The 26,176-nt window shown below is 67.2% G+C and carries 17 protein-coding genes; 14 read left to right on the plus strand and 3 right to left on the minus strand.

The annotated features are described in order from the left end of the window. Positions 1 to 993 (minus strand): catabolite repressor/activator, encoded by a 993-nt coding sequence (gene cra / locus PIN01S_RS24000; protein ID WP_084339436.1) that lies wholly within the window; start codon positions 991 to 993, stop codon positions 1 to 3. A 251-nt stretch (positions 994 to 1,244) separates the two neighbouring features. Between cra and ptsP the strand changes: the two genes are divergently transcribed. From ptsP to PIN01S_RS24025, 5 genes are all read left to right on the plus strand, one after another. Then, positions 1,245 to 4,103 carry a phosphoenolpyruvate--protein phosphotransferase gene (ptsP, locus tag PIN01S_RS24005; protein ID WP_084339437.1) on the plus strand — a complete coding sequence of 953 codons (2,859 nt, stop codon included), beginning with the start codon at positions 1,245 to 1,247 and terminating at the stop codon, positions 4,101 to 4,103. Continuing rightward, positions 4,103 to 5,044 (plus strand): 1-phosphofructokinase, encoded by a 942-nt coding sequence (gene pfkB, locus PIN01S_RS24010; RefSeq protein WP_084339438.1) that lies wholly within the window; start codon positions 4,103 to 4,105, stop codon positions 5,042 to 5,044. Before ptsP ends, pfkB begins: the two co-directional genes overlap by 1 nt. A gap of 12 nt (positions 5,045 to 5,056) precedes the next feature. Beyond that, a complete protein-coding gene (locus tag PIN01S_RS24015) occupies positions 5,057 to 6,796 on the plus strand; it encodes a PTS fructose-like transporter subunit IIB (RefSeq protein ID WP_084339439.1) in 1,740 nt (579 codons plus the stop codon). A 144-nt stretch (positions 6,797 to 6,940) separates the two neighbouring features. Beyond that, positions 6,941 to 8,500: an alkaline phosphatase D family protein gene (locus PIN01S_RS24020; RefSeq protein WP_084339440.1), complete on the plus strand. Its 1,560-nt coding sequence runs from the start codon at positions 6,941 to 6,943 to the stop codon at positions 8,498 to 8,500. Between the two features lie 31 nt (positions 8,501 to 8,531). Continuing rightward, on the plus strand, positions 8,532 to 10,853 hold the full coding sequence (locus tag PIN01S_RS24025) for an ExeM/NucH family extracellular endonuclease (protein ID WP_084339441.1): 2,322 nt from the start codon (positions 8,532 to 8,534) through the stop codon (positions 10,851 to 10,853). Between the two features lie 457 nt (positions 10,854 to 11,310). On the opposite strand, the gene PIN01S_RS24030 is transcribed toward PIN01S_RS24025, so the two are convergent. Together PIN01S_RS24030 and PIN01S_RS24035 are read right to left on the minus strand one after the other, a co-directional pair. Further along, on the minus strand, positions 11,311 to 11,706 hold the full coding sequence (locus PIN01S_RS24030; RefSeq protein WP_084339442.1) for an endonuclease domain-containing protein: 396 nt from the start codon (positions 11,704 to 11,706) through the stop codon (positions 11,311 to 11,313). 66 nt (positions 11,707 to 11,772) lie between these two features. After that, positions 11,773 to 13,356, minus strand: coding sequence for a peptide chain release factor 3 (locus tag PIN01S_RS24035; protein WP_084339443.1), 1,584 nt, complete (start codon positions 13,354 to 13,356; stop codon positions 11,773 to 11,775). Between the two features lie 589 nt (positions 13,357 to 13,945). Here PIN01S_RS24035 and PIN01S_RS24040 point away from each other — a divergent pair. The 9 genes from PIN01S_RS24040 (at position 13,946) to PIN01S_RS24080 (ending at position 25,669) form a co-directional block, all read left to right on the plus strand. Further along, a complete protein-coding gene (locus PIN01S_RS24040) occupies positions 13,946 to 15,109 on the plus strand; it encodes a type III PLP-dependent enzyme (RefSeq protein ID WP_084339444.1) in 1,164 nt (387 codons plus the stop codon). Positions 15,110 to 15,502: 393 nt separating this feature from the next. Next, on the plus strand, positions 15,503 to 17,818 hold the full coding sequence (locus tag PIN01S_RS24045) for a catecholate siderophore receptor Fiu (protein ID WP_084339445.1): 2,316 nt from the start codon (positions 15,503 to 15,505) through the stop codon (positions 17,816 to 17,818). A gap of 55 nt (positions 17,819 to 17,873) precedes the next feature. Then, positions 17,874 to 18,551: a Fe2+-dependent dioxygenase gene (locus PIN01S_RS24050; protein WP_084339446.1), complete on the plus strand. Its 678-nt coding sequence runs from the start codon at positions 17,874 to 17,876 to the stop codon at positions 18,549 to 18,551. Between the two features lie 2 nt (positions 18,552 to 18,553). After that, entirely contained in the window at positions 18,554 to 19,675 is a 1,122-nt protein-coding gene (locus PIN01S_RS24055; RefSeq protein ID WP_084339447.1) for an alpha-hydroxy acid oxidase, read from the plus strand. 105 nt (positions 19,676 to 19,780) lie between these two features. Then, positions 19,781 to 22,312, plus strand: a complete 2,532-nt coding sequence (locus PIN01S_RS24060) for a PepSY domain-containing protein (protein WP_084339448.1) — start codon at positions 19,781 to 19,783, stop codon at positions 22,310 to 22,312. A 77-nt stretch (positions 22,313 to 22,389) separates the two neighbouring features. After that, positions 22,390 to 23,241 carry an urea carboxylase-associated family protein gene (locus PIN01S_RS24065; RefSeq protein ID WP_084339449.1) on the plus strand — a complete coding sequence of 284 codons (852 nt, stop codon included), beginning with the start codon at positions 22,390 to 22,392 and terminating at the stop codon, positions 23,239 to 23,241. Positions 23,242 to 23,311: 70 nt separating this feature from the next. After that, on the plus strand, positions 23,312 to 24,067 hold the full coding sequence (locus PIN01S_RS24070; protein WP_084339450.1) for a 5-oxoprolinase subunit PxpA: 756 nt from the start codon (positions 23,312 to 23,314) through the stop codon (positions 24,065 to 24,067). A 1-nt stretch (position 24,068) separates the two neighbouring features. After that, positions 24,069 to 24,749, plus strand: coding sequence for a 5-oxoprolinase subunit PxpB (pxpB, locus tag PIN01S_RS24075; RefSeq protein WP_084339451.1), 681 nt, complete (start codon positions 24,069 to 24,071; stop codon positions 24,747 to 24,749). Continuing rightward, on the plus strand, positions 24,746 to 25,669 hold the full coding sequence (locus PIN01S_RS24080; protein WP_084339452.1) for a 5-oxoprolinase subunit C family protein: 924 nt from the start codon (positions 24,746 to 24,748) through the stop codon (positions 25,667 to 25,669). The genes pxpB and PIN01S_RS24080 overlap by 4 nt, the downstream gene beginning before the upstream one ends. Positions 25,670 to 26,176: the final 507 nt, after the last annotated feature.

Raw genomic sequence — 26,176 nt, forward strand, 5'->3', positions numbered from 1 at the left:
TCAGGGGCGCCGCTGTTTGAACGTCCGGCTGACCGCTTGCACGCCGGCCCGGTAGTCGTCCTTCTCGATGGCGCGCAGGGCCAGGTCCAGGGCCTGGGCGGCGATCAGTTCGTGCTGCTGCGACATGGAGTTGACCCGCAGCGGCACGAAGTCGAGCAACTGGGTATCGCCAAAGGTCCCCAGCCGCAGGTGTTCCGGCCATTCGCCACGGGCTTGCAGCACATCGAAGACGCCTTCCAGCAGCACGTAGGCGGTGGTGATCAGCGCATCCGGCAGGAAGCCCAGGCGGTCGAGCAGGGCGTTCATCGATTGGCGTCCGCAGGCCCGGCTGAACGCTTCCCCTTGTTCGAGCAGTACCTCGCCGGAAAAGTTGCCCAGCGCCTGGCGGAAGCCGGCGGCACGCTCTTGACTGATGATCAGGTCCGGGCGGGCGCCGATCAGGGCGATGTGTCGCGGCGGTTCCGCTGCCAGCAGGCTGGCGGTGAGCTGGGCGCTGGCCTGGCGGTCGTCGCTGATCACCGAGCAGAAGCGCGCAGGGTCGAGCACCCGGTCGACCGCCACCACCGGCAGGCCGTCGGCCAGCAGGCGGGCATAGCTGTCGTCCTCTTCCGGCAGGCAACTGGCGACGATCAGCGCGTCGCAGCGGCGCATGCGGAACAGTTGCAGCAATTGCCGTTCGCTGTCCGGCTCGTCGTCGGAGCTGGCGATCAGGAGTTGATAACCACGGGCGCGGGCGCCCTGTTCGAGCAGTTTGGCCAGCCGCGCATAGCTGGGGTTTTCCAGGTCGGGGAGGATGAAGCCGAGGCTGCGGGTCTGGCCGCTGCGCAGGCCGGCGGCCTGGGGGTCCGGCTGGTAGCCGTGCTGTTCGACCACGGCGCGCACCCGCTCCACGGTGGCCGGGCTGATACGCCGCTGGGCGGCCTTGCCGTTGATCACGTAGCTGGCCGTGGTGACGGAAACGCCGGCCAGACGGGCGATGTCGCTGAGTTTCAAGCTGGATTTTCCTGGTTCGACTGACTGTCGGGCGACGGTCGGGCTTCAAGGATCGAACATTATGGGTTAACGTGCCACTCATTGTTGGTGAAACGATTCAGCAAGTCGTTTGTCTGACCTCTCTGCCCGGTGGTGGTTCACCACCCCCGACTTGCTGAAGAGGGCCTCGCCCGCACCAGCGACAACGCGTCGATAACAATACCCGGCTGCCAGCCGGGATGAGCGGCCGACGGCGCCGCGGAGGAAAGAGCATGCTCGAATTGACCGCAGAGCAGATCCGGATGGGCCAGTCGGCCGCCGACAAATCCCAGGCCCTGCGCCTGATGGCCTCCACTCTGGAAACCGACGGCCTGGTCGCCCCCGGCTACCTCGCCGGGCTCGAAGCCCGCGAAGCCCAAGGCTCGACCTACCTGGGCCAGGGCATCGCCATCCCCCATGGCACGCCGGAAACCCGCGATCAGGTATTCACCACCGGCGTCCGTTTGCTGCAGTTTCCCGAGGGGGTCGACTGGGGCGATAGCCAGCAGGTCTACCTCGCCATCGGCATTGCCGCCCGTTCCGACGAACACCTGCATCTTCTGCAACTGCTGACCCGCGCGCTGGGTGAGGCCGATCTGGGCGAGGCCCTGCGCCAGGCGGACAGCGCCGAGCGGATCATCCAACTGCTCCAGGGCGCTCCCCAGGAGCTGGCACTGGATGCCCAACTGGTCGGTCTCGGTCTGGCGGTGGATGACTTCGACGAACTGCTCTGGCAGGGCGCGCATCTGCTCAAGCGGGCGGACTGCGCGGATAGCGGGTTCGCCGCTAAGCTCCAGCAGACCGAGCCGCTGCCCCTGGGCGACGGCCTCTGGTGGCTGCACAGCGAGCAGGCGGTGAAGCGTCCGGGCCTGGCCTTCGTCACCCCGGAAAAAGCCATCGTTCACCAGGGACAGCCGCTCACCGGCCTGTTCTGCCTGGCCAGCCTGGGCGAGGCCCATCGCGCCTTGCTGGAGCGCCTGTGCGCGCTGTTGATCGAAGGGCGTGGCCAGGTCTTCAGCCAAGCCACCAGCCAGCGCGCGGTGCTGGAGGCCCTGGGCGGCGAATTGCCGGTGGACTGGCCGAGCGTGCGCGTGCCGCTGGCCAATCCCCACGGCCTGCATGCCCGCCCGGCGAACGTGCTGACTCACCTGGCCAAAAGTTTCGACGGCGAAATCCGCGTGCGGATCGCCGACAGCGGGGCCACGGCGGTGTCCGCCAAGAGCCTGAGCAAGCTGCTCAGCCTGGGCGCGCGGCGTGGCCAGGTGCTGGAGTTCCTCGCCGAGCCAAGCATCGCCGCCGATGCCTTGCCGGCCTTGCAGGCGGCGGTCGAGGAGGGCTTGGGAGAAGAGATCGAGCCGTTGCCGGCCGCCGGCGAGGGCGAGACGTTCGAGTCGCCGGCCGAAGCCCCGGTGGCGCCGGCTGCCGGCAGCATCCTGCCGGCCATCGCCGCCTCGCCGGGCATTGCCATCGGCCCGGCCTACGTGCGGGTGGCGCAGCGCTTCGAGTATCCGCAGCGCGGCGAATCGCCGGCGGCCGAGCGCGATCGCCTGGGCTCGGCGCTGACGGAAGTCCGCGACGAGATCACCGGGCTGATCCAGCGCAGCGAATCCAAGACCATCCGCGAGATTTTCGTCACCCACCTGGAAATGCTCGACGACCCGGCCCTGAGCGAGGACGTCGCGGCCCGCCTGCAACAGGGCGAGAGCGCCGAGGCGGCCTGGGCTGCAGTGATCGAGGCGGCGGCCAGCCAGCAGGAAGGCTTGCATGATGCGCTGCTGGCCGAGCGCGCTGCCGATCTGCGTGACGTCGGCCGCCGCGTGCTGGCACAGCTCTGCGACGTGGAAGCGGCGGTGGAGCCGGACGAACCCTACATCCTGGTGATGGACGAAGTGGGCCCCTCCGACGTGGCGCGGCTGGATCGCGCACGGGTCGCCGGCATCCTCACCGCTCGTGGCGGCGCCACCGCACACAGCGCCATCGTCGCCCGCACCCTGGGCATCCCGGCGCTGGTGGGGGCGGGGCCGGCGGTGCTGGCCCTGGCGCCGCGTACCCTGCTGTTGCTGGATGCCGAACACGGACGTCTGCACGTGGCGCCGGATGCCAATGCCCTGCGGCGTGCCGAGCAGGCGCGCAGCGAGCGCGAGCAACGCCTGCGTGCCGCCCAGGCCCAGCGCCTGGAACCGGCCCGCACGCGCGACGGCCATGAGCTGGAAGTCTGCGCGAACCTGGGCGACACCAAGGGCGTCACGGCGGCCGTGGAGCAGGGGGCGGACGGCGTCGGCCTGTTGCGCAGCGAGTTCGTCTTCATGGCCCACGCCCAGGCGCCGGACCAGGCCACCCAGGAGGCCGAGTACCGCCACGTGCTCGACGTCCTCGCGGGCCGGCCGCTGGTGGTGCGGACCCTCGACGTCGGCGGCGACAAACCGCTGCCGTACTGGCCGATCCCGGAAGAGGCCAACCCCTACCTCGGCCTGCGCGGTATCCGCCTGTGCCTGCAACGCCCGCAGGTCCTCGAGACCCAGTTGCGCGCTTTGCTATCCGCTGCCGGCGAGCGGCCGTTGCGGATCATGTTCCCGATGGTCGGCAGCATCGAGGAGTGGCGCCAGGCCCGTGACATGGCCTTGCGCCTGCGCGAGGAAATCCCGGTGACCGACCTGCAGCTCGGCATCATGGTCGAGGTTCCCTCGGCGGCCTTGCTGGCGCCGGTGCTGGCGCGCGAGGTGGATTTCTTCAGCGTCGGCACCAACGACCTGACCCAGTACACCCTGGCCATCGACCGTGGCCATCCGACCCTCTCGGCCCAGGCCGATGGCCTGCATCCGGCCGTGTTGCAACTGATTGACATGACCGTGCGCGCCGCCCATGCCCATGGCAAGTGGGTGGGCGTCTGCGGCGAACTGGCCGCCGACCCGCATGCGGTGCCGCTGCTGGTGGGGCTCGGGGTCGATGAGCTAAGCGTCTCGGCGCGCAGCATCGCCGAGGTCAAGGCACGGGTGCGCGAACTGACCCTGGCCGAGGCCCGGACCCTGGCGCAACGGGCGCTGGAGCTGCCCAGCGCGACCGAAGTCCGTGCCCTGCTGGAGGTGCGGTGATGGCGCGCATCCTCAGCCTGACCCTGAACCCGGCCCTGGACCTTACCGTGCGCCTGCCGTTGCTGGAACCGGGGCAGGTCAATCGCTGCGAAGCGGTGATCAGCCACGCGGCCGGCAAGGGGCTCAATGTCGCCCAGGTGCTGGCCGACCTCGGCCACGAACTGACCGTCGCCGGCTTCCTCGGCGCCGACAATCCCCAGGCCTTCGAGGCGCTGTTCCTACGTCGCGGGTTCCGTGACGAGTTCGTCCGGGTGCCGGGCGAGACACGCAGCAACATCAAGCTGGCGGAAGCCGGCGGGCGGATCACCGATCTCAACGGACCGGGGCCGGAGGTGAGTGTCGAAGCCCAGGCCGAGCTGCTTGCGCGGCTGGATGCGATTGCGCCCGGCCACGAGCTGGCGGTGGTCGCCGGCAGCCTGCCGCGGGGCGTCAGCCCCGAGTGGTTCGCCGAGCTGCTGGCGCGCCTGAAGCGCCTGGGCCTGCGGGTCGCCCTGGACACCAGCGGCGCGGCCCTGCACGCCGGCCTGGCGGCGGTGCCCTGGCTGATCAAGCCGAACACCGAGGAGCTGGCCGAAGCCTGCGGCACGCCGGTGGTTTCCCGGGCCGCCCAGGCGGATGTGGCGCAGCGGCTGCATGCCCAGGGTATCGAGCAGATCGTGATTTCCCAGGGCGCCGAAGGAGTGCACTGGTTCGGCCCGGTCCAGGTGCTGGCGGCGCTGCCGCCCAAGGTGAAGGTGGCCAGCACCGTCGGCGCCGGCGACTCGCTGCTCGCCGGCATGCTCCATGGCCTGCTCAGTGGCTGGCCGGCCGAACGCACCCTGCGCCACGCCACCGCCATCGCCGCCCAAGCGGTGACCCAGATCGGATTCGGCATCGGCGATGCCGCACAGTTGGCTCGCCTGGAGTCCGCCGTGCAGGTCAGCGCCCTCCCAGAACAATAAGAGGTCTTCGACATGAAACTCGCCATCGTCACCGCCTGCCCCAACGGCATGGTCACCAGCGTGATCAGCGCACGCCTGCTGGAAGCCGCCGCCCAGCGCCTGGGCTGGACCGTCCACGTGGAAGTGCAGGACCCGCAGCACCCCGAGGCGCGCCTGCCCGCCGAGACCATCGCCATCGCCGACTGGGTGTTGGTGGTCAGCAGCGGTTCCGTGGACCTCTCCCGTTTCGCCGGCAAACGCTTGATCCAGGCCGCGCCGGCCGATGCGCTGCGAGAGCCGGAGGGCTTTCTCCAGCGCGGTTCCGTCGAAGCCCAGTCCTACGTCGCCGAGCCCGCGCCCGCGACGCCAGCGGCCGGCGCGCCCAAACTGGTGGCTATCACCGCCTGCCCGACCGGGGTGGCGCATACCTTCATGGCCGCCGAGGCGCTGCAGCAGGCCGCGCAGAAACTCGGCTACGACCTGCAGGTGGAAACCCAGGGTTCGGTGGGGGCACGCAACAAACTCAGCGAAGCGGACATCGCCGCCGCCGACGTCGTGCTGCTGGCCGCCGACATCGAGGTGAACACCGAGCGTTTCGCCGGCAAGCGAATCTTCCGTTGCGGCACCGGTGTGGCGCTCAAGCAGGCCGAGGCCACGCTCAAGCGCGCCCTGGCCGAGGGGCGTGTCGAGGGGAGTACGCCGGCCAAAGGCACCGAGCCGGCCGCCACGCGCCAGGAAAAGACCGGGGTCTACAAGCACCTCCTCACCGGGGTGTCCTTCATGCTGCCGATGGTGGTGGCGGGCGGCCTGCTGATCGCCCTGTCGTTCGTCTTCGGCATCGAGGCGTTCAAGGAACAGGGCACCCTGGCGGCAGCGCTGATGCAGATCGGCGGAGACGCGGCCTTCAAGCTGATGGTGCCGGTGCTCGCCGGCTACATCGCCTATTCCATCGCCGACCGCCCCGGCCTGGCGCCGGGCATGATCGGCGGCCTGCTGGCCAGCACCTTGGGCGCCGGCTTCATCGGCGGGATCGTCGCCGGCTTCCTCGCCGGCTACAGCGCCTGGGCGGTGAACCGCTGGCTGCGCCTGCCGGCCAGCGTCGAGGCGCTCAAGCCGATCCTGATCATCCCGCTGCTGGCCAGCCTGTTCACCGGCCTGGTGATGATCTACGTGGTCGGCACCCCGGTGGCCGGGATGCTCGCGGGGCTCACCAGCTTCCTCGACAGCATGGGCACCACCAACGCCATCCTCCTCGGCGTGCTGCTCGGCGGGATGATGTGCGTGGACCTCGGCGGCCCCATCAACAAGGCGGCCTATGCCTTCTCGGTGGGCCTGCTGGCGTCGCAGAGCTACGCGCCCATGGCCGCGGTGATGGCAGCCGGCATGGTGCCGCCGATCGGCATGGGTATCGCCTGCTTCCTGGCCCGCCGCAAGTTCGCCCAGAGCGAGCGCGAGGCTGGCAAGGCGGCGCTGGTGCTGGGGCTGTGCTTCATCTCCGAGGGCGCGATTCCCTTCGCCGCCAAGGACCCGCTGCGGGTGATCCCGGCGAGCATCGCCGGCGGTGCCCTGACCGGCGCGCTGTCCATGCTGTTCGGCTGCAAGCTGCTGGCGCCGCACGGCGGGCTGTTCGTCCTGCTGATTCCCAACGCCATCAACCACGCGTTGCTCTACCTGCTGGCCATCGCCGCGGGGAGCCTGGTCACCGGGTTGATCTACGCCTTCATCAAGCGCGGCGAGGCGCAGGGGCTGGCGGTGGCGGCCGGAGCGGCCTGAGCCCGCTCCCGCTCCTACGGGAAATGGATGCGCTCATATCTGTGAGCCAGTCGGCGGATCGACGGTGACGGCCGCCGCTTCGTCATGCCTCTGTCAACTCCCTGGCTTAAACCGGTCTTTCGTCAACCTGCGGAGGACCACGAAATGACCGATCCGGACAAGAATCGCCGTCGCCTGTTGCAAGGAATGGGCGCCGGCCTGCTGCTGCCGGGCCTGGGCGCCGCCCCGGCGCTGATCGCCGCGCCGAACGCGCGGCCGAAGCTCACCGACGGGGTACAGGCCGGCGACCTGCTGGGCGACCGCGCGGTGATCTGGAGCCGCTGCGACCGACCGGCGCGGATGATCGTCGAGTGGGATACCCGCAGCGCCTTCCGCCACCCGCGCCGGGTGGTCGGGCCAATGACCGACGGCCGCCTCGACTACACCGCCCGGATCGACCTGCGTGGGTTGCCCGCCGACCAGTCGATCTTCTACCGGGTGCGCTTCGAGGACGCCCGCGACGGCAGCCTCAGCGAGCCCTGGTTCGGCCACCTGCGCAGCGCCCCGGCGCGGCCGCGCGACATCCGCTTCGTCTGGGGCGGCGACACCGCCGGGCAGGGCTTCGGCATCAACCCGGACATCGGCGGCATGCGCATCTACGAAGCCATGCGCCTGCGCCGGCCGGACTTCTTCATCCACAGTGGCGACTGTATCTACGCCGACGGTCCGATTCCGGCGCAGATCCGCAGCGCCGATGGCGAGGTATGGAACAACCTGGTCACCGAGGCGAAGAGCAAGGTGGCCGAGACTCTCGACGAATTCCGCGGCAACTACCGCTACAACCTGATGGACGACAACCTGCGCCGCTTCAACGCCGAAGTGCCGCAAATCTGGCAGTGGGACGACCACGAAGTGACCAACAACTGGTCACCCGGCAAGGTCTTGGACGACCGCTACCAGGTCAAGGACATCGGCCTGCTCGCTGCCCGTGCGCGTCAGGCCTACCTCGAATACGCACCGATGCGCGTCAAGCGCGCCGACGAGTCGGGGCGGATCTACCGCAAGCTCAGCTACGGCCCGCAACTGGACATCTTCGTGCTGGACATGCGCAGCTACCGCGCCGCCAACAGCGACAACCTGCAACCGCGCCAGGGCCCGGAAACCGCCTTCCTCGGCCGTGCCCAACTGCAATGGCTCAAGCGCGAGCTGCGCGCCTCGCGGGCGCTGTGGAAGGTGATCGCGGCGGACATGCCCATCGGCTTGCACGTGCCGGACGGCAAGGACGCCCAGGGCCGGGCGCGCTGGGAAGCGATCGCCAACGGCGACGACGGCAAGGCCCTCGGCCGCGAGCTGGAAATCGCCGAGCTGCTGGCCTTCATGCGCCGTAGCGGGGTGCGCAACACGGTCTGGCTCACCGCCGACGTGCATTATTGCGCGGCGCACCACTACAGCCCCGAGCGGGCGGCGTTCCAGGACTTCGAGCCGTTCTGGGAATTCGTCGCCGGCCCGCTGAACGCCGGCAGCTTCGGCCCCAACCCGCTGGATGCCACCTTCGGCCCGCAGGTGGTGTTCGAAAAGGCACCGGCGGTGGCCAACAGTTCTCCGCTGGCCGGTTTCCAATTTTTCGGCGAAGTGGAGATCGAAGCCCAGAGCGGCCTGATGACCGTCACCCTGCGTGACATCGATGGCGAGCCGGTCTTTACCCAGGAATTGCAGCCGGCCTGATGGCCGGCCCTTGCGACAGGAGTGTCCCCGAATGCGTTCTCCCTTGCGTCTTTCCACCCTGCTGGTCGGCCTCGGCGGCGCCGTGGTTCTGCCGGCCGCCCAGGCCGCGCTGCTGATCTCCGAGTACATCGAAGGCAGCGGCAACAACAAGGCTCTGGAGTTCTACAACAGCGGCGACAGCACGCTGGACCTCAGCGGCTACCGCGTCGAGTTCTATTTCAACGGCGCCACCAGCGTCGGGCGCAGCCTGCCGCTCAGCGGCAGCCTGGCGGCGGGCGACGTCCATGTGCTCGCCCACAGCCAGGCCGACCCCGCGGTGCTGGCCGTGGCGGACCAGCTCAGCGACGGCAGTTGGTACAACGGCGACGACGCCATCGTCCTGCGCGACGCCGCCGGCCAGGTGCTGGACAGCTTCGGCCAGCTCGGCGTCGATCCCGGCAGCGCCTGGGGCAGCGGCGACACCCAGACCCAGGACCGTACTCTGCTGCGCAAGACCTCGGTGAGTGCGGGGGACCTCGAGCCCGCCGATGCCTTCGACCCGGCCGCCGAGTGGGATGGCTACCCGCAGGACACCTTCAGCCAGCTCGGTCGCTACGGCGCGGGAACCCCCGGCAATGGCGACGCCGGCTTCAAACGGATTCACGAAATCCAGGGCAGCGGCTCCGCCAGTCCGCTGGCCAACCAGGTCGTCACCGTGGACGCACTGGTGGTCGGTGACTTCCAGGGCGCCGACGAACTCAAGGGCTTCTTCATCCAGGAAGAGGACAGCGATGCCGATGGCGACCCACTGACCTCCGAGGGCCTGTTCGTCTATGACGGCGGGACGGGCGTCGACGTACGCGTGGGTGACCGCGTGCGGGTGCGTGGGCAAGTCCGCGAATTCAATGGCCTGACCGAGCTGACTGGGGCGCTGCAGGTGAGCATCGTTGCGCGCGATGTGCCGCCGCCGAGTGCGGCGACGATCCACCTGCCGTTGGCCTCCGCCGATGCCCTGGAGCGTTACGAAGGCATGCGGGTACGGCTCGACCAGCGGCTGACCGTGAGCGAGGTCTACAACCTCGGGCGTTATGGCGAGGTGCTGCTGTCCTCCGGCGGCCGGCTGTGGACGCCCACCAACGTGGTCCTGCCTGGGGCGCCGGCCCGGGCACTGCAAGCGCAGAACGACCTCAATCGCATCCTGCTGGACGACGGTCGTAGCGGTCAGAACCCCGACCCGATCCGCTATCCGTCGCCCGAGCTGAGCGCCTACGACAGCCTGCGGGTAGGCGATGAGGTGAGCGGCGTGGACGGCGTGCTGGACTACACGGCGGGCAGCTACCGCGTCCAGCCGGTCCGCCAGCCGGAATTCATCGCGGCGAACCCGCGCTCGGCCCAGCCGGAGCGACTCGACGGGCGGCTGCGGATCGCCAGCTTCAACGTGCTCAACTATTTCAACGGCGACGGCCAAGGCGGCGGCTTCCCGACCTCGCGCGGCGCCAGCAACGCGGAAGAGTTCCAGCGCCAGCGCGACAAGACCATCGCCGCCATCCTCGGTGCCCAGGCCCATATCGTCGGCCTGATGGAGATCGAGAATGACGGCTACGGCGAACGCAGCGCCATCGCCGATCTGGTGATCGGCCTCAACGCCGCCTCGCCGCGGGGGCAACGCTATGCCTTCATCGAGCCGGGCCGGGAGCGGCTAGGTAGCGATGAGATCGCCATGGGGCTGATCTACCGCGAGGACCGCGTGCGTCCGCACAAGGCCGCGGCGGTGCTGGACAGCACGGTGGACCCGCGCTTCGACGACGGCAAGAACCGCCCGGCGCTGGCCCAGACCTTCCGCGAACGGCACAGCGGCGAACGGCTGACGGTGGTGGTCAACCACCTCAAGTCCAAGGGCTCCAGTTGCGACGACGTGGGCGACCCGGACACCGGCGACGGCCAGGGCAACTGCAACCTCACCCGCGTCCGCGCCGCCCAGGCCCTGGTGGACTGGCTGGCCAGCGACCCGACCCGCTCGAAGGACCCGGACGTGCTGATCGTCGGCGACCTGAATTCCTATGCCAAGGAAGACCCGATCACCTTGATCCGCTCGGCTGGCTACACCGACCTGATCGCCCGTTTCGCCAAGGGCAAGGGGTATTCCTACGTGTTCTCCGGCCAGTCCGGCTACCTCGACCACGCCCTCGCCAGTCCCTCCCTGGCACGCCAAGTACGCGGTGCCGCTGAGTGGCACATCAACGCCGACGAGCCGCGGGTGCTGGACTACAACCTCGAGTTCAAGAGCGCGCGGCAACAGGCACTGCTGTACAGCGCCGAGCCGTACCGGGCGTCGGATCATGACCCGGTGGTGGTGGGGGTGGATTTGCGGTGAGGGTGGAGGGCGGAGTGTCGGTCAGCCTTGAGGTCGCTATCGAAGCGGAGCTGCATTCTGGGGAGAAGGTCGGGCTACGTGCGGGTGGTCTAGTCCGCCCCCTCACCCCAGCCCTCTCCCCAGAGGGGCGAGGGGGTTGTTCGTGCATCGCCGATGATGCGTGTTGAAATTTAACCTTCTGCTTTCTAAGGCCGCACGCCGGAGCAAAGTGCTTGCACAGACTATCCCCTCCCCCCGCTGGGGAGAGGGCTAGGGTGAGGGGGCGGAGTGTCGGGTTTGATAGGGGCAAGTCCATTCGTGCATCGCCGAAGCGGCAGAGAACGGCGAATCGGAAGTTTCGTTTTACCGCCACATTGAAGAGCCCGCACAGACCATCCCCTCTCCCCTTTGGGGAGAGGGTTAGGGTGAGGGGGCGGCGTGTCGGGCAACCTCGAGGGCCATTATCGAAGCGACAGAGCTACGTTCTGGGATTGGAGGCACTTGGAGCGGAGCTGTGTGCGAACTCTCGGCAAGCCTCGAAAATCACCTCCAGCACCGTTTCAAAATTCCCCAGCACGTCATGATTGCCGAACCGAATCACTCGAATGCCTCGGCTCGCCAGAAACTCCGAGCGCACCCGGTCCTTCGCCCGTCCCTCATCGTCATAGTGCTGCCCGCCGTCCAGTTCGACCGCCAGGCGGCAGTCGGCGCAGTAGAAGTCCAGCACGTAAGGTGGGCAGGGATATTGGCGGCGGAACTTGAAGCCACCGAGCTGGCGGTTGCGCAGGTGGTGCCAGAGCCGGCGTTCGCAGTCGGTCTGGTCGTGTCGCAGGTGCTGGGCGAAGTCGCGTTGGTCGCGGGTGGCGCGGGGCATGTTCACATTCCATGTGAAGAGAACAAGCCGCCCCTTCGGCGCGAAGGGGCGGGTGGGTTCAGGCGGTCAGTGGTGTTCCCGCGTCGCGCGGAATTTCACGTCGGGCCAGCGCTCTTCCATGAGGCTGAGGTTGACGCGGGTCGGGGCCAGGTAGGTGAGGTGGCCGCCGCCGTCGATGGCGATGTTCTCGAAGGCCTTGGTCTTGAAGTCTTCCAGCTTCTTCTTGTCGTCGCATTCGATCCAGCGGGCCGACCAGACGTTGATCGCCTCGTAGGCGCACTCGACCTTGTATTCCTCTTTCAGGCGGCTAGCGACCACATCGAACTGCAGCACGCCCACCGCGCCGAGGATGATGTCGTTGCTGCGCTCGGGGAAGAACACCTGGGTGGCGCCTTCCTCGGCCAGTTCCTGCAGGCCCTGGCGCAGTTGCTTGGATTTCAGCGGGTCCTTCAGGCGCACGCGGCGGAACAGTTCCGGGGCGAAGTGCGGAATGCCGGTGAAACCCAGGCTCTCGCCCTCGGTGAAGGTGTCACCGATCTGGATGGTGCCGTGGTTGTGCAGGCCGATGATGTCGCCGGCATAGGCCTCTTCCAGCATCTCCCGTTCGGAGGAGAAGAAGGTCAGGGCATCGGCGATCTTCAGGTCTTTCTTGATCCGCACATGGCGCATCTTCATGCCTTTCTCGTACTTGCCGGAGCAGATGCGCATGAAGGCGATGCGGTCGCGGTGCTTCGGGTCCATGTTCGCCTGGATCTTGAACACGAAGCCGGAGAATTTCTCCTCGACCGGCTCCACCACCCGCTCGTGGGCGGCGCGGGAGAGCGGCTGCGGGGCCCAGTCGACGATGCAGTCGAGCACCTGGTCGACGCCGAAGTTGCCCAGCGCGGTGCCGAAGAACACCGGGGTCATCTCGCCCTTGAGGAAGGCGTCCTGGTCGAATTCGTGGCAGGCGCCCTGGACCAGCTCGAGTTGCTCGACGAACGCGTCGTACATATCGCCCAGGTGGGCGCGCGCTTCGGCCGAGTCCAGGCCCTGGATCACCGGCACTTCGATGCGCTCGTGGCCGTGGCCCGGCACGTAGACGATGATCTTGTCTTCGGCCAGGTGATAGACGCCCTTGAAATCCTTGTAGCAGCCGATCGGCCAGGTGATGGGCGCGGCCTTGATCTTCAGCACCGCCTCGATCTCGTCGAGCAATTCGATGGGATCGCGGATGTCGCGGTCGAGCTTGTTGATGAAGCTGACGATCGGCGTGTCGCGCAGCCGGCAGACATCCATCAGGGCGATGGTGCGCGGCTCGACGCCCTTGCCGCCGTCGAGGACCATCAGCGCGCTGTCCACCGCGGTCAGGGTGCGGTAGGTGTCTTCCGAGAAGTCCTCGTGGCCGGGGGTGTCGAGCAGGTTGACCATGTGCTCGCGGTAGGGGAACTGCATCACCGAGGTGGTGATGGAGATGCCGCGCTGCTTTTCCATCTCCATCCAGTCGGAGGTGGCGTGGCGGTCGGATTTCCGCGATTTCACCGTGCCGGCGACGGCAATGGCCTTGCCCATCAGCAGGAGCTTCTCGGTGATGGTGGTCTTACCCGCGTCGGGGTGGGAAATGATGGCGAACGTGCGGCGCTTGGCGACTTCGGCGGCCTGAGTGGTCATGGTGGATGCCTGCTGCGATACGGAGCGACGGGGCCCGGCCCCGAGAAAGGGCGCGATTATACCGGCAAACCGCGTCGAGCAGGCAGGCGCCCGGTCCGTTGCCTGGCCGAAGGGGGAACATCGAGCCGCCAGCCGGGTCTGTCAGAAAGAGAGGGACGGAATGGGAGCGGCCCGGTCCGGACGGGCAGGCCGGAGCGGCTGCGGCCCTCTGTGGCGGGCGTCGTTTCGTGCAGCATTCCCCACGGTTCGTTGAAGATCGGAAACGGCGGCCCGTCAGGCGACGGACGTGCGTGGCCAGACGGTAATTTTTGATTGATATCGTCGCCTCATGGTCCTAAAGTTCGCGCCCGAACGTCCATGCTGGAAACGATCCATCCGGCTCAAGTACTGACGACGAGAGGTTGCCGGTTTCGAACCCGCCGACGAGCATCGCTCGGAGGGTTCGCCGGGACCGGTGATGCTCGGCGACATGCCTTGGGAAGTAGGCGAACCAAAGTGGGGAAACGGATTAGGCGTTCAGGCTTTTGCAGTTCCGACAGTAGCCACCCCTTCTAACCTTTCGTTTGTTTTGCCCATGGAGCCCCAAAGCATGCCTATCCAGGTCGAAGACTATTTCCCGCGCGAAACCTTCCAGCGTATGAAGGCCTTCGCCGACCAGCACGAAACCCCCTTCGTGGTCATCGACAAGCAGACCATCGCCAACGCCTACGATCAGTTGGTGACCTGCTTCCCCTTCGCCAAGATCTACTACGCGGTCAAGGCCAACCCGGCGGTGGAAATCATCGACCTGCTGCGGGACAAGGGCTCCAACTACGACATCGCTTCCATCTATGAGCTGGACAAGGTGCTCAAGCAGGGCGTGAGCGCCGACCGCATCAGCTACGGCAACACCATCAAGAAGTCCAAGGACATCCGCTACTTCTACGAGAAGGGCGTGCGCCTGTTCGCCACCGACTCCGAGGCCGACCTGCGCAACATCGCCAAGGCCGCGCCGGGCTCGAAGGTCTATGTCCGTCTGCTCACCGAGGGTTCCACCACCGCCGACTGGCCGCTGTCGCGCAAGTTCGGCTGCCAGACCGACATGGCCATGGACCTGCTGATCCTCGCCCGCCAGCTGGGCCTGGTGCCCTACGGCATCTCCTTCCACGTCGGTTCGCAGCAGCGCGACATCGGTGTCTGGGATGCGGCCATCGCCAAGGTCAAGGTGATCTTCGAGCGCCTGAAGGAAGAGGACGGCATCGTCCTCAAGATGATCAACATGGGCGGCGGCTTCCCGGCCAACTACATCACCAAGACCAACAGCCTGGAAACCTACGCGGAAGAAATCATCCGCTTCCTCAAGGAAGACTTCGGCGACGACCTGCCGGAGATCATCCTCGAGCCGGGCCGCTCGCTGATCGCTAACGCCGGCATCCTGGTCAGCGAAGTGGTGCTGGTCTCGCGCAAGTCGCGTACCGCCGTGGAGCGCTGGGTGTTCACCGACGTGGGCAAGTTCTCCGGCCTGATCGAAACCATGGACGAAGCCATCAAGTTCCCCATCTGGACCGAGAAGAAGGGCGAGATGGAGGAAGTGGTGATTGCCGGCCCGACCTGCGACAGCGCCGACATCATGTACGAGCACTATAAGTACGGCCTGCCACTCAACCTGGCCATCGGCGACCGCCTCTACTGGCTCTCCACCGGTGCCTATACCACCAGCTACAGCGCGATTGAGTTCAATGGCTTTCCGCCGCTGAAAGCGTTTTACCTGTAACCGTCGCCTCACGACAAAAACCCGCCATCCGGCGGGTTTTTGCGTTTATGGGCCGGCCGTCACCGAGGCGATGGCATGGCGACTGTGTGAGTACCCCTACAAAAAGCTGACAAAAGGCATGGCGGCTTTTTGCCGCAGGGCTTGGAGAGGGCTTCCGCAGTGGGCGGACGAGCCGAAGCGTCTAGCTGGCGGCTTGCGCGCAAACCCCCAGTTGGCGCGGGCTGCGGCAGAGGTGGAGCGGCGTGTGGTGGACCGCGAAAATGTAAATGACAGTGTATTGCCATTGTAATTGGTAATGATTAGCATCCGCGCCGCTTCGCTGAGCCTTTGTAACTTCCCGTTACGTCGCCGTTTGCGATGTCGGGAAGTGGCCTTTTCCACATGGGGACAACAATGACAATCCGTAGTCGCAAGCATCACAAGACGAGCCACCTGGCAGCGCTGGTCGCGGCAGCCATCCCGGCCATGACCCTGGCCCAGACCGCCAAGACCGGGGACGAACTCAACCTGCCCGAGATGGTGGTGACGTCCAAGGCCGAGGTTCCCTACAAGGCCGACAAGAGCGCCAACCACAAGCTGACCGAACCCCTGCTGGATACGCCCAAGACCGTCCAGGTGATCAAGAAGGAGATGCTCCGCGAGCAGGGCGCCACCAGCCTGATGGAAGCGCTGCGCAACACCCCCGGCATCACCATGCAGCTCGGCGAGAACGGCAATACCTCGGCCGGCGACACCTTCATGATGCGCGGCTTCTCCACCCAGCAATCGACCTTCGTCGACGGCGTTCGCGACCTCGGCGCGGTGGGCCGCGACGTGTTCAACCTGGAGCAGGTCGAGGTGGTCAAGGGCGCCGCCGGCTCCGACATCGGGCGCGGTGCCGCGTCGGGTTATATCAACCTGATCACCAAGCTGCCGACCCTGGAAGACTCGATCAGCGGCACCCTCGGCTACGGCACCGCCGACAACGCCCACATGACCGCCGATATCAACCAGGCTTTGAGCGACCACTCGGCCCTGCGCCTGAACCTGATGCGCCGCGACGGCGGGGTGGACGGCCGCGACTACGTGGAAAACAGCAGCTACGGCGTGGCGCCGTCCATCGCCTTCGGCCTGGAGACCGACACCCGCCTGTACGTCTATTCGCAGCACGTGCGCCAGGACAACACGCCGGATGGCGGCATCCCGACCATTGGCATGAAAGGCTTCTACAGCACGCAAACCAGCGCCGCCCAGGCCGCCCGCCTGAACACCGGCGGCAAGGTGGACCGCGAGAACTACTACGGCAGCAAGAGCGACTACGAGAAGGTCGACGCCGACATGCTGACCGTCAAGTTCGAGCACGATCTCGACGACGTGACGACCCTGCGCAACATCTCGCGCTATGGCAAGAGCAACGTCGACCGCATTCTCACCGGCCCCGCCGGTGGCACGACCGCGCTGAAAGCGACCAGCGCCGATCCGTCCACCTGGACCGTCGACCGTTCGCGCCAGTTGATCGACCAGGAAAACGAAATCCTCGCCAACCAGACCAGCCTGAACACCGAGTTCACCACCTTCGGCCTGCGCAACAGCCTGGCCAGCGGTGTCGAGTTCATGCGCGAGAGCCAGCGCAACGAATCGGGCACTACTTCTCGTCAGATCATCGATGGTGTCGATTACGCCGCGGTGCTGCTGCCGTCGGCCAGCCTATACGACCCCAACCCACATGACGCCATGGGCAAGCCATACAAGACTGGCGTCTACAGTGATGGCACCACCGATACTGCGGCCATCTATGTCTTCGATACCCTGCACCTGAATGAGCAGTGGTCGGTCAACGCCGGTGTGCGTTTTGAGCACTACAAGACCGATACCAAAGGGGCCTCGCTGACAGCCATTTCGGCCACGTCGATTACATATGATTACCTGCTCACTCCCTACAAGCTCAGCGACTCGGGTGATCTGACCAGTTGGAATACCGGTATCGTGTTCAAACCGGCGGAGAATGGCAGCATCTACCTGGCTTATGCCAACTCGCTGACCCCGCCTGGTAGCTCCAACTTCGCCCTGTCCAGCTCCGAGAGCAGCGATAATCAGCCGAATCTCGATCCACAGGAAACCAAGCACGTCGAGCTGGGCACCAAGTGGGATCTGCTGGACGACCGGTTGAACCTGTCGGCGGCGATCTACCGTACCGAGAACAGCAACCAGATGTCCTACGACACCCTGAGCGCCACCTACCAGCAGGACGGCACCATCCGGGTCAAGGGGATCGAGCTGGCGGCGGTGGGCCAGATCACCAACTTCTGGCAGGTCTCGGCGGGTATCGCCAGCATGGATACCGAGCAGATCGACCAGGTGAGCCGTTCCTCCTCCGGGGTGATCACCGAAAACACCGGGGTACGCTGGTCGCCCGACCTGACCGCGACGTTGTGGACCTCCTACACCCTGGGCGACTTCACCCTGGGCGGCGGGGCGCGCTATGTCTCCGAACAGGATCGCCTGATCGCCAAGGGGGCCGATCGCTCCACCACCAACATGCCGAGCATCCCGTCCTACTGGGTGGCCGACATGATGGCGGCCTACCGTCTCAACAAGAACGTCAACCTGCGCGTGAACCTGTACAACCTGTTCGACGAGGAATACATCGCCACCCTCAACAACAGCGGTGCGCGCATGGTCATGGGCGCCCCCCGTTCGGCGATGTTCACCACCGAATACAGCTTCTGATCGCTGTCCTGGCCAGGGAACCCGCGGGTTCCCTGCCTTGCGAGGAGGATTTCGAATGTTGCTGCATATCCCCCAGGTACTGAGCCGGGACGAAGTCGCCGCCCTGCGCACCGAGCTGGCGGCCCACGACTGGGTCGACGGCGTACGGACCTCCGGCCCGCAGGCGGCGGGCCTCAAGCACAACCTGCAATTCCCCGCCGATTCGCCGGCTTTCGCCGGGTTGTCCCAACGGGTCGCCGATGCCCTGGCCCGGCACCCGCTGTTCGTCTCCGCCGTGCTGCCGCGCCATATCCTGCCGCCGATGTTCAACTGCTACAGCGGCGGCGGTCGCTACGGCAACCATGTGGACAACGCCTTGCAGCGCGACCGCTTCAGCGGGCTCCAGGTGCGCACGGATGTCTCTACTACGGTCTTCCTCAGCGAGCCGGACGAATACGCAGGCGGTGAACTGATCATCGAGGACACCTACGGCGAGCACGAGGTGAAGCTGGCGGCCGGCGATGCCATCGTCTACCCGGCCACCAGCCTGCATCGCGTCGAGCCGGTCACCGAGGGGGCGCGCATCGCCGCCTTCCTCTGGTCGCAGAGCTGGGTGCGCGACGCCTGGCAACGCAAGCTGCTGTTCGACCTGGACATGAACATCCTCAAGCTGCGCGGCCAGTTGGGCGACAGCGAGGAAGTCCTCGGGCTGACCAGCACCTACCACAACCTGCTGCGCCAGTGGAGCGAGTGAGCATGTCGCGCCAGCCGCCTCTCACCCAGATTCCCGCGGACATGGTCGCCGCCAGCGACTACGAGCGTTACGCCCTGCCGCGCCTGGATGCCAATGCCCTGGCATACCTGGAAGGCGGCGCGGCGGACGAACTCACCTGCCGGGCCAACCTGCAGGCATGGCGGGAGTGGGCACTGTTGCCGCGCATGTTGCGCGACCTGCGCGGCGGCAACACCCGCTGCGAGTTGCTGGGCGACGCATTGCAGCATCCGATCCTGCTGGCGCCGATCGCCTACCAGCATCTGTTCCATGCCGATGGCGAACGGGCCAGCGCATTGGCCGCTGGCGTCATGGGCGGTGCGGCGGTGCTCAGCTCCTTCGCCTCGACCCGCTTGGAAGACGTGGCCGAGGCCGCCCAGGGGCCGCTGTGGTTCCAGCTCTACTGGCAGGGCAACGAGCAGGACACCCTGGCCCTGGCAGAGCGGGCCGAAGCCGCCGGCTACCGGGCGCTGGTGCTGACCGTGGACGCGCCGGTGGCCGGGCTGCGCAACCGTGAGCAGCGGGCGGGGTTCCAACTGCCTGCCGGCGTCCGCGCCGTGAACATCGATAAATCCGTGGTGCTGCCGGAGGTGGCCGAAGGCGGCAGCCCGGTGTTCGATGGCCTGATGGCGGTGGCGCCGCGCTGGGAGGATGTGGCCGGGCTCTGCCGCCACAGCCGCCTACCGGTGCTGCTCAAGGGCATCCTGCACCCGCAGGATGCGCGCCTAGCCATGGAGGCTGGCGCCGCGGGTGTCATCCTGTCGAACCATGGTGGGCGGGTGCTGGACTCGCAGTGGCCGGCGGTGCGTTCGTTGCCGGCAGTCCGCGCGGAACTGGGCGAGGGCGTTCCGGTGCTGGTGGACGGTGGCATCCGGCGCGGCACCGATGTGTTCAAGGCCCTGGCCCTGGGGGCTTCCGCCGTGCTGATCGGCCGTCCCTACATCCATGCCCTGGCCACGGCCGGGGCGCTGGGTGTGGCGCACCTGCTCAAGCTGCTGCGGGAGGAGCTGGAGGTCGCCATGGCGCTGAGCGGTTGCCGCGAGCTGTCCTGCATTGGCCCCGACCTGCTGCGTCCGGCCTCGGCCGGTGACGGGAAGTACTTGTAAATAAAGCGTAAAACAAGGCGCTCAGGCGCCAAATGCAAGGACTTCTCAAATAGAATTACGTCGCAACGATGGCCGTGGCGGCTGTCTCGTGTCAGGTGTACCGCCTTGTTCAAGAAAACCCTGTTTCAACTGCACTGGCTGTTCGGCATCAGTGGCGGGCTGGTTCTGGCCCTGATGGGCGTGACCGGTGCGCTCTATTCCTTCCAGGACGAAATTCTCCGGGCGCTCAACCCGGACGTGCTGCGCGTCGAGGCGGGCGACCGCGCCGTTCTGCCACCGGCTGAGCTGGTGGCGAAGATCGAGTCGGCCACCGGCGACAAGGTCGGCGGCCTGTGGGTCGAAACCTCCAGCGGCAACGCCGCCCGGGTGTTCTTCGCGCCGCCACCGGGCGAGCGCCGCGGCCCGGTCCGCTATTTCGACCCGTACACCGGCGATCTGCTCGGCGACCCTGTGGGGCAGGACTTCTTCGGCCTGATGCTGCAACTGCACCGCTTCCTCGCCATGGGCGAGACCGGCAAGCAGATCACCGCCGCCTGTACCCTGATGCTGGTCTTCTTCTGCCTGTCCGGCCTCTACCTGCGCTGGCCCCGGCAGGTCGGCAACTGGCGCGCCTGGCTGGCCTTCGACTGGGCGAAGAAAGGCCGCGCCTTCAACTGGGACCTGCACGCCGTGGCTGGTACCTGGTGCCTGCTGTTCTACCTCTGCGCCGCGCTGACCGGCCTCTTCTGGTCCTATGACTGGTACCGCGCCGGCATGACCCGTCTACTCGGCGATGCCCCGGCCCAGCAAGGCGGCCGTGGCGAGAGGCCGGGCGCTGGCCGGGAGCGTGCGGCAACCCCCGTGCGGGTGGATTATGCGGCTGTCTGGGACAGCATCCAGCGCGAAGCCGGTCCGGGCCTGAACACATACAACCTGCGCCTGCCGCCCCAGGGTGGTCAGCCGGCGACGGTCTTCTACCTGCTCGACGACGCCCCCCACGACCGGGCGCTGAACAAACTCGAACTGGACCCGGCCACCGGCGTGGTCTCGCGCAACCAGCGCTATGCCGAGCAATCCTTCGGCGGCCAATTCCTGGCGAGCAACTACGCCTTGCACGTGGGCAGCTACTTCGGCCTGCCCGGTCGCATCCTGATGACCCTGGCGAGCCTGGCGATGCCGCTGTTCTTCGTCACCGGCTGGCTGCTCTACCTCGACCGCCGGCGCAAGAAGCGTGCGGTGCGGGCCGCACAGGGCGGAGTGAGCGGTGGCTCGGGCGCCGATGGCTGGCTGATCGGCTTCGCCAGCCAGAGCGGTTTCGCCGAGCAACTGGCCTGGCAGACTGCCGGGCAATTGCAGGCAGCGGGGCATCCGGTGAGCGTCCGGCCGCTGTCCGGGCTGGACGAGCAGGGCTTGCGTCAGGCACGCCGGGCGTTATTCGTGGTCAGCACCTTCGGCGATGGCGAAGCGCCGGACAGCGCCCGTGGCTTCGAGCGCCGTCTGCTCGACCGGGCGTTGCGCCTGGACCATCTGAGCTACGCGCTGCTCGCCCTCGGGGACCGGCAATACAGCCAGTTCTGCGGCTTCGCCCGGCGCCTGCACGGCTGGCTCGACCGTCAAGGCGCGCGCAGTCTGTTCGCCCCGGTGGAAGTGGATAACGGTGACGGCGGCGCCATCGCCGACTGGCATCGCCAACTGGGCTCGTTCACCGGGACGGACATGGCAGTGCCCGCCGAACCGGCCTGGACCACCCTGACCCTGCGCGAGCGGCGTCTGCTCAATCCCGGCAGCCAGGGTGGGCCGGCTTTCCTGATCGGCCTGACGGCGGATGCGCCGCTGGACTGGCGGGCCGGCGACGTCGTGCAGATTCTCCCGCGTCACGGGGATGCGCCGGTGAGCGACTGGCTGGCCCGCTTCGGGCTGGACGGCGAGGCGCAGGTGACGCTGGACGGGCACGCGCAAGCACTGCGCCAGGCCTTGGCCACACGCGAACTGCCATCCACCTTCAGCCATCTGGTCGGCCTTCATCCGCAGGCGCTGCTGGAGGCGCTGGTGCCGCTGGCGCCGCGCGACTACTCCATCGCCTCGCTGCCCAGCGACGGCACGCTGGAACTGATCGTGCGCCAGGAGCGCCGTGCCGATGGCGCCCTGGGCGTGGGCTCCGGCTGGCTGACCGAATACCTGCCCGACGGCGGCAGCCTGTTGGGACGGGTGCGGCGCAACAGCGGCTTCCACGCGCCGGAAGACAACCGCCCGCTGATCCTGATCGGCAACGGCACAGGGCTGGCCGGTTTGCGCGGGCTGCTCAGGGCGCGCATCGGCGAAGGTCACGCGCGCAACTGGCTGATCTTCGGCGAGCGCAATGCCGACCATGACTACTTCTGTCGTGAGGAGTTGGAGTGCTGGCGGGCGGAAGGCTGGTTGGCGCGGCTCGATCCGGTCTTCTCCCGCGACCAGACGGAAAAGCGCTATGTGCAGGATAGCCTGGGCGAGGCGGCGGACACCCTGCGCGCTTGGCTCGACGACGGCGCCGCGCTCTATGTCTGCGGCAGCCTCAAGGGCATGGCCGAAGGCGTCGACCGGGTGCTGCGCGAATGCCTGGGCGATGCCACGCTGCAGCGGCTGGTGGAGGAGGGGCGCTACCGGCGGGATGTCTACTGACGTGCCGGCACCTGGCTCGTATCCTGCAATCGGCTAAGGTTTCCGCATCCGCCGATCCCATGCAGGAGCCGCAGTCGATGACCAAGCACTATCCCGCCGCCTACCAGGTGTCCAAGGGCGCCGCGCTTTCCGTGGACAAGACTTTCTACGGTCGAATTCGGGAGCGCCAGGAAGCGCGCACCCTGATCGAGTCGTTCGAAGTGCCGATCCGGAGCGGCCGGGCCTGGAAGGTGCCGGCCGGGCACCTGTTCCGCGTCACCGCGCCGAAGGGCCCGCAGGTCGGCGATTTCAACCTGTGGAACGCCAACGACCCGCGCGAGCGGCTGTGGGCCGCGCGTACCCGCCAGTTGCAGGGCGCCCATGTCAGCACCTTCGACCGGCTCTGGTCGAACCTGCCGTTCCTCCGTCCGCTGGTGACCATCACCGACGACAGCCTGGCCGACTATGGCGTCGACGAGCACGGCGGGCGGGTCCACGATCTGCTCGGCACCCGCTGCGATCCGTACATCAACAAGCTGCTCACCGGCGAGGACTTCCACCACCACTGCCACTCCAATCTGGTGCGCGCGGTGCTGCCCCACGGCCTGACCGAGTTCGACGTGCACGATGTGCTGAACATCTTCCAGGTCACCGGGCTCAACCATGACGACCTGTATTTCATGAAGGCCTGTCCGGCCAAGCCGGGCGACTACCTGGAATTCTTCGCCGAGATCGACCTGCTCTGCGCGCTGTCCACCTGCCCGGGCGGCGATCTGTCGTTGCCGATGTGGGGCCCGGATGCCAAGGACCCGCTGGAGGTGTGCCGCCCGCTCGGGGTGGAAATCTACCGCCTCGACGACAGCCTGCTGGAGGGCTGGAAGCAGCCGGAGCGCGCGCCGTACCACGGTCTGCACGGCCTGCAACTGGGCAAGGCGACCTGGGAAGCCTGATCCAGGGCTGCCGTCGGGTGGTGCATTGGCCTATCCTGGGGCCTGGTCATCGCTGTGGAAGGGGAAGGGCATGAATTCAGGGCAGCGCCGCATCCTGCTCAACTGCGACATGGGCGAGAGTTTCGGTGCCTGGAAGATGGGCGATGACAGCCACGCCATGCCGCTGGTGGACCAGGCCAACCTGGCCTGCGGCTTCCACGCCTCCGACCCGCTGACCATGCAGCGCACCGTCGATCTGGCGGTGCAGCACGACGTGGCCATCGGCGCCCACCCGGCCTACCCGGATCTGGTCGGCTTCGGTCGTCGGCACCTGGCCTGCTCGCCGGAAGAGGTGCGGGCCATGGTGCTGTATCAGATCGGCGCGCTGGATGCCTTCTGCCGCGCCGCCGGGACGCGGGTCGCCTACGTCAAGCCGCACGGCGCGCTGTACAACGACCTGGTGCGCGACGATGCGCTGCTCAGCGCCGTGCTCGACGCCTGCGCCCACTACCGCAAGGGCCTGCCGCTGATGGTGCTGGCCCTGGCCGACAACAGCCGCGAGCTGCGCCTGGCCGACGAAGCCGATGTGCCGCTGATGTTCGAAGCCTTCGCCGACCGCGCCTACCAGTCCGATGGGCAGTTGGCGCCACGGCGCTTGGCCGGGGCGGTGCACCACGACCCCGAGCGGATTCTCGCCCAGGCGTTGGCCATCGCCCGTGGCGAGGCGTTTCCGGACCAGGACGGCAAACCGCTGCGGCTAAACGCCGACAGCCTCTGCGTGCACGGCGACAACCCCGAATCCCTCGCCGTGCTGCGCCGCCTGCGCGCCCAGCTCGACACCCTCTGACATGCGCCCGCGTATCGAACCGGCCGGCGCCGAGGCCCTGTTGCTGGTGCTGGCGGACGCGCCGGACGAACACCTGCCGGCACGCATCGCCGCGCTGGCCGAGCGTATCCGCCATCACTGCGGCGCCTGCCTGACCGATCTGGTGCCGGGCTGGACCACGCTGCTGGTGCATTACGACCTGACCCGCACCGACCGCCGCCAACTGGCCGGGCGGCTGCAAGCACTGCTCGATGCCTGGCAGGCCGAGCCCGTGGTGGAGACGGTCGGCTGCCTGCATGAAATCCCTATCTGGTACGCCGGCGAGGACCTGCCTGCCGTCGCCGCCGCCTGCGGACTCGATGAGGCGGAAGTGATCCGCCTGCACAGCGCGGGCGAGTACCGGGTCGGCGCCATCGGCTTCGCGCCGGGTTTCGCCTACCTGGGCACGCTGGACGCGCGTCTCGCCTTGCCGCGCCGGGCCACGCCGCGGGTGCGCGTGCCGGCCGGCAGCCTGGCCATCGCCGAGCGGCAGACGGCGATCTATCCCCAGGCCTCGCCCGGTGGCTGGCACCTGCTGGGGCGCTGTCCGTGGAAGTTGTTCGACCCCGCCCGCACCCCGCCGTGCCCGCTGGCACTGGGCGACCGGGTGCGGTTCGTCGCCATCGACGAGGCGACCTACCGGCGTGAGGGTGGCGTGTCGTGAGCGGCTTCGTGGTCATCAAGCCCGGCCCGCTCAGCCTGCTGCAGGATGCCGGTCGCGTGGGCTGGCAGCAGTGCGGCGTGTCGCCGGGCGGCCCGCTGGACCGGCACGCGGCGGCCTGGGCCAACCGGCTGCTGGGCAACCCCTGGGGAACGCCGCTGCTGGAGATCGCCCTGGGCGGCGTCGAGCTGGAAAGCCGGGTGGATACCTGGGTAGCGCTGTGCGGGGCCGACCTGCCCATCGAATTGGACGGCCAGCCGCAGGCCCTTTGGACGCGCTTCCCGGTGCGCACCGGGCAGCGCCTGCACCTGGGCTTTGCCCGCAGCGGTCAACGGGCCTACCTGGCGGTGGCCAGTGGCTTCCGGGCGGAGCCGGTGCTGGGCAGCGTGGCCACGCAAGTGCGCGAGGGATTGGGTGGGCTGCGTGGCGACGGTTCCGCGTTGCAGGCCGGCGATGTGCTGCATTGCTCGCCTTCGACGCGGCCGGGCGTGGCCAGCGTGCCCTGGCCTTACCGGCCGGATTACCGGGAGCCGCCGGTGTTGCGGGTGATCCTTGGCGGGGATGCGCCGCTATTCGCCGAGGCCGAACGCACGGCCTTCTTCCGTCGCGAATGGCGGCTCAGCCCGCAGTCCGACCGCATGGGCGCCCGCCTGCTCGGCGAGCCGCTGCATGCCCCGGCACGGCAGTGGTCGCTGGGGATCGCCACGGGCGCCATCCAGGTGCCGCCGGACGGCCAGCCGATCATCCTCATGACCGACCGCCAGACCATGGGCGGCTACCCGATCCTCGGCTGGGTGCATTCCCTCGATCTCGACCGCCTGGCCCAATGCCCGGCGCACATGCCGCTACGCTTCGCCGAACTCGATCTGGACGAAGCGCAGGCGGAATTGCGGATGTTCTACCGGTTCTTCGGCCGACCTTGATGGCCTTGCTCTTGTAGGAGCCCGCTCTGCTGGCGATCCAGGTGTTCGGCGAGACACCGCTTCGCCAGCAGAGCGGGCTCCGAAAGGCAGGTGTATGTGGCACGTAACCTTGTGGGAGGATTCGAATTCGGCCTCTCTATCCATCGCGAATGAATTCGCACACCGAGGTCAGACCCCATGGGTTGCATCGCAACCATGAAGGCAACCCATAAAGTCTTCGGGATCGGACAATATTTGCGCCAAAAAAGCCTTTTGGCACAAATGGCTGAGATGCAATCCGTATCGGGTCTTAAAACCGGTAGTAACCGGCCAGGATGGTGAGCCTATTAGAATTTCGCCTATTCAGATACTGATTTTTTATACAGTAGAAATTGCCGGGAGAAATGCGGAAGTCAAGCGAATACTGCCTGCGGTGAGACTTTTAGTCTAACTCGTTGATTGGCTGTAAAATTTTTCTGAGTGGTGGATGGGGAGGTTCGGTGTTATACAGAATTCACTACTATCGTA

This window comes from Pseudomonas indica NBRC 103045 (assembly GCF_002091635.1).
Lineage (GTDB): Bacteria > Pseudomonadota > Gammaproteobacteria > Pseudomonadales > Pseudomonadaceae > Pseudomonas_M > Pseudomonas_M indica.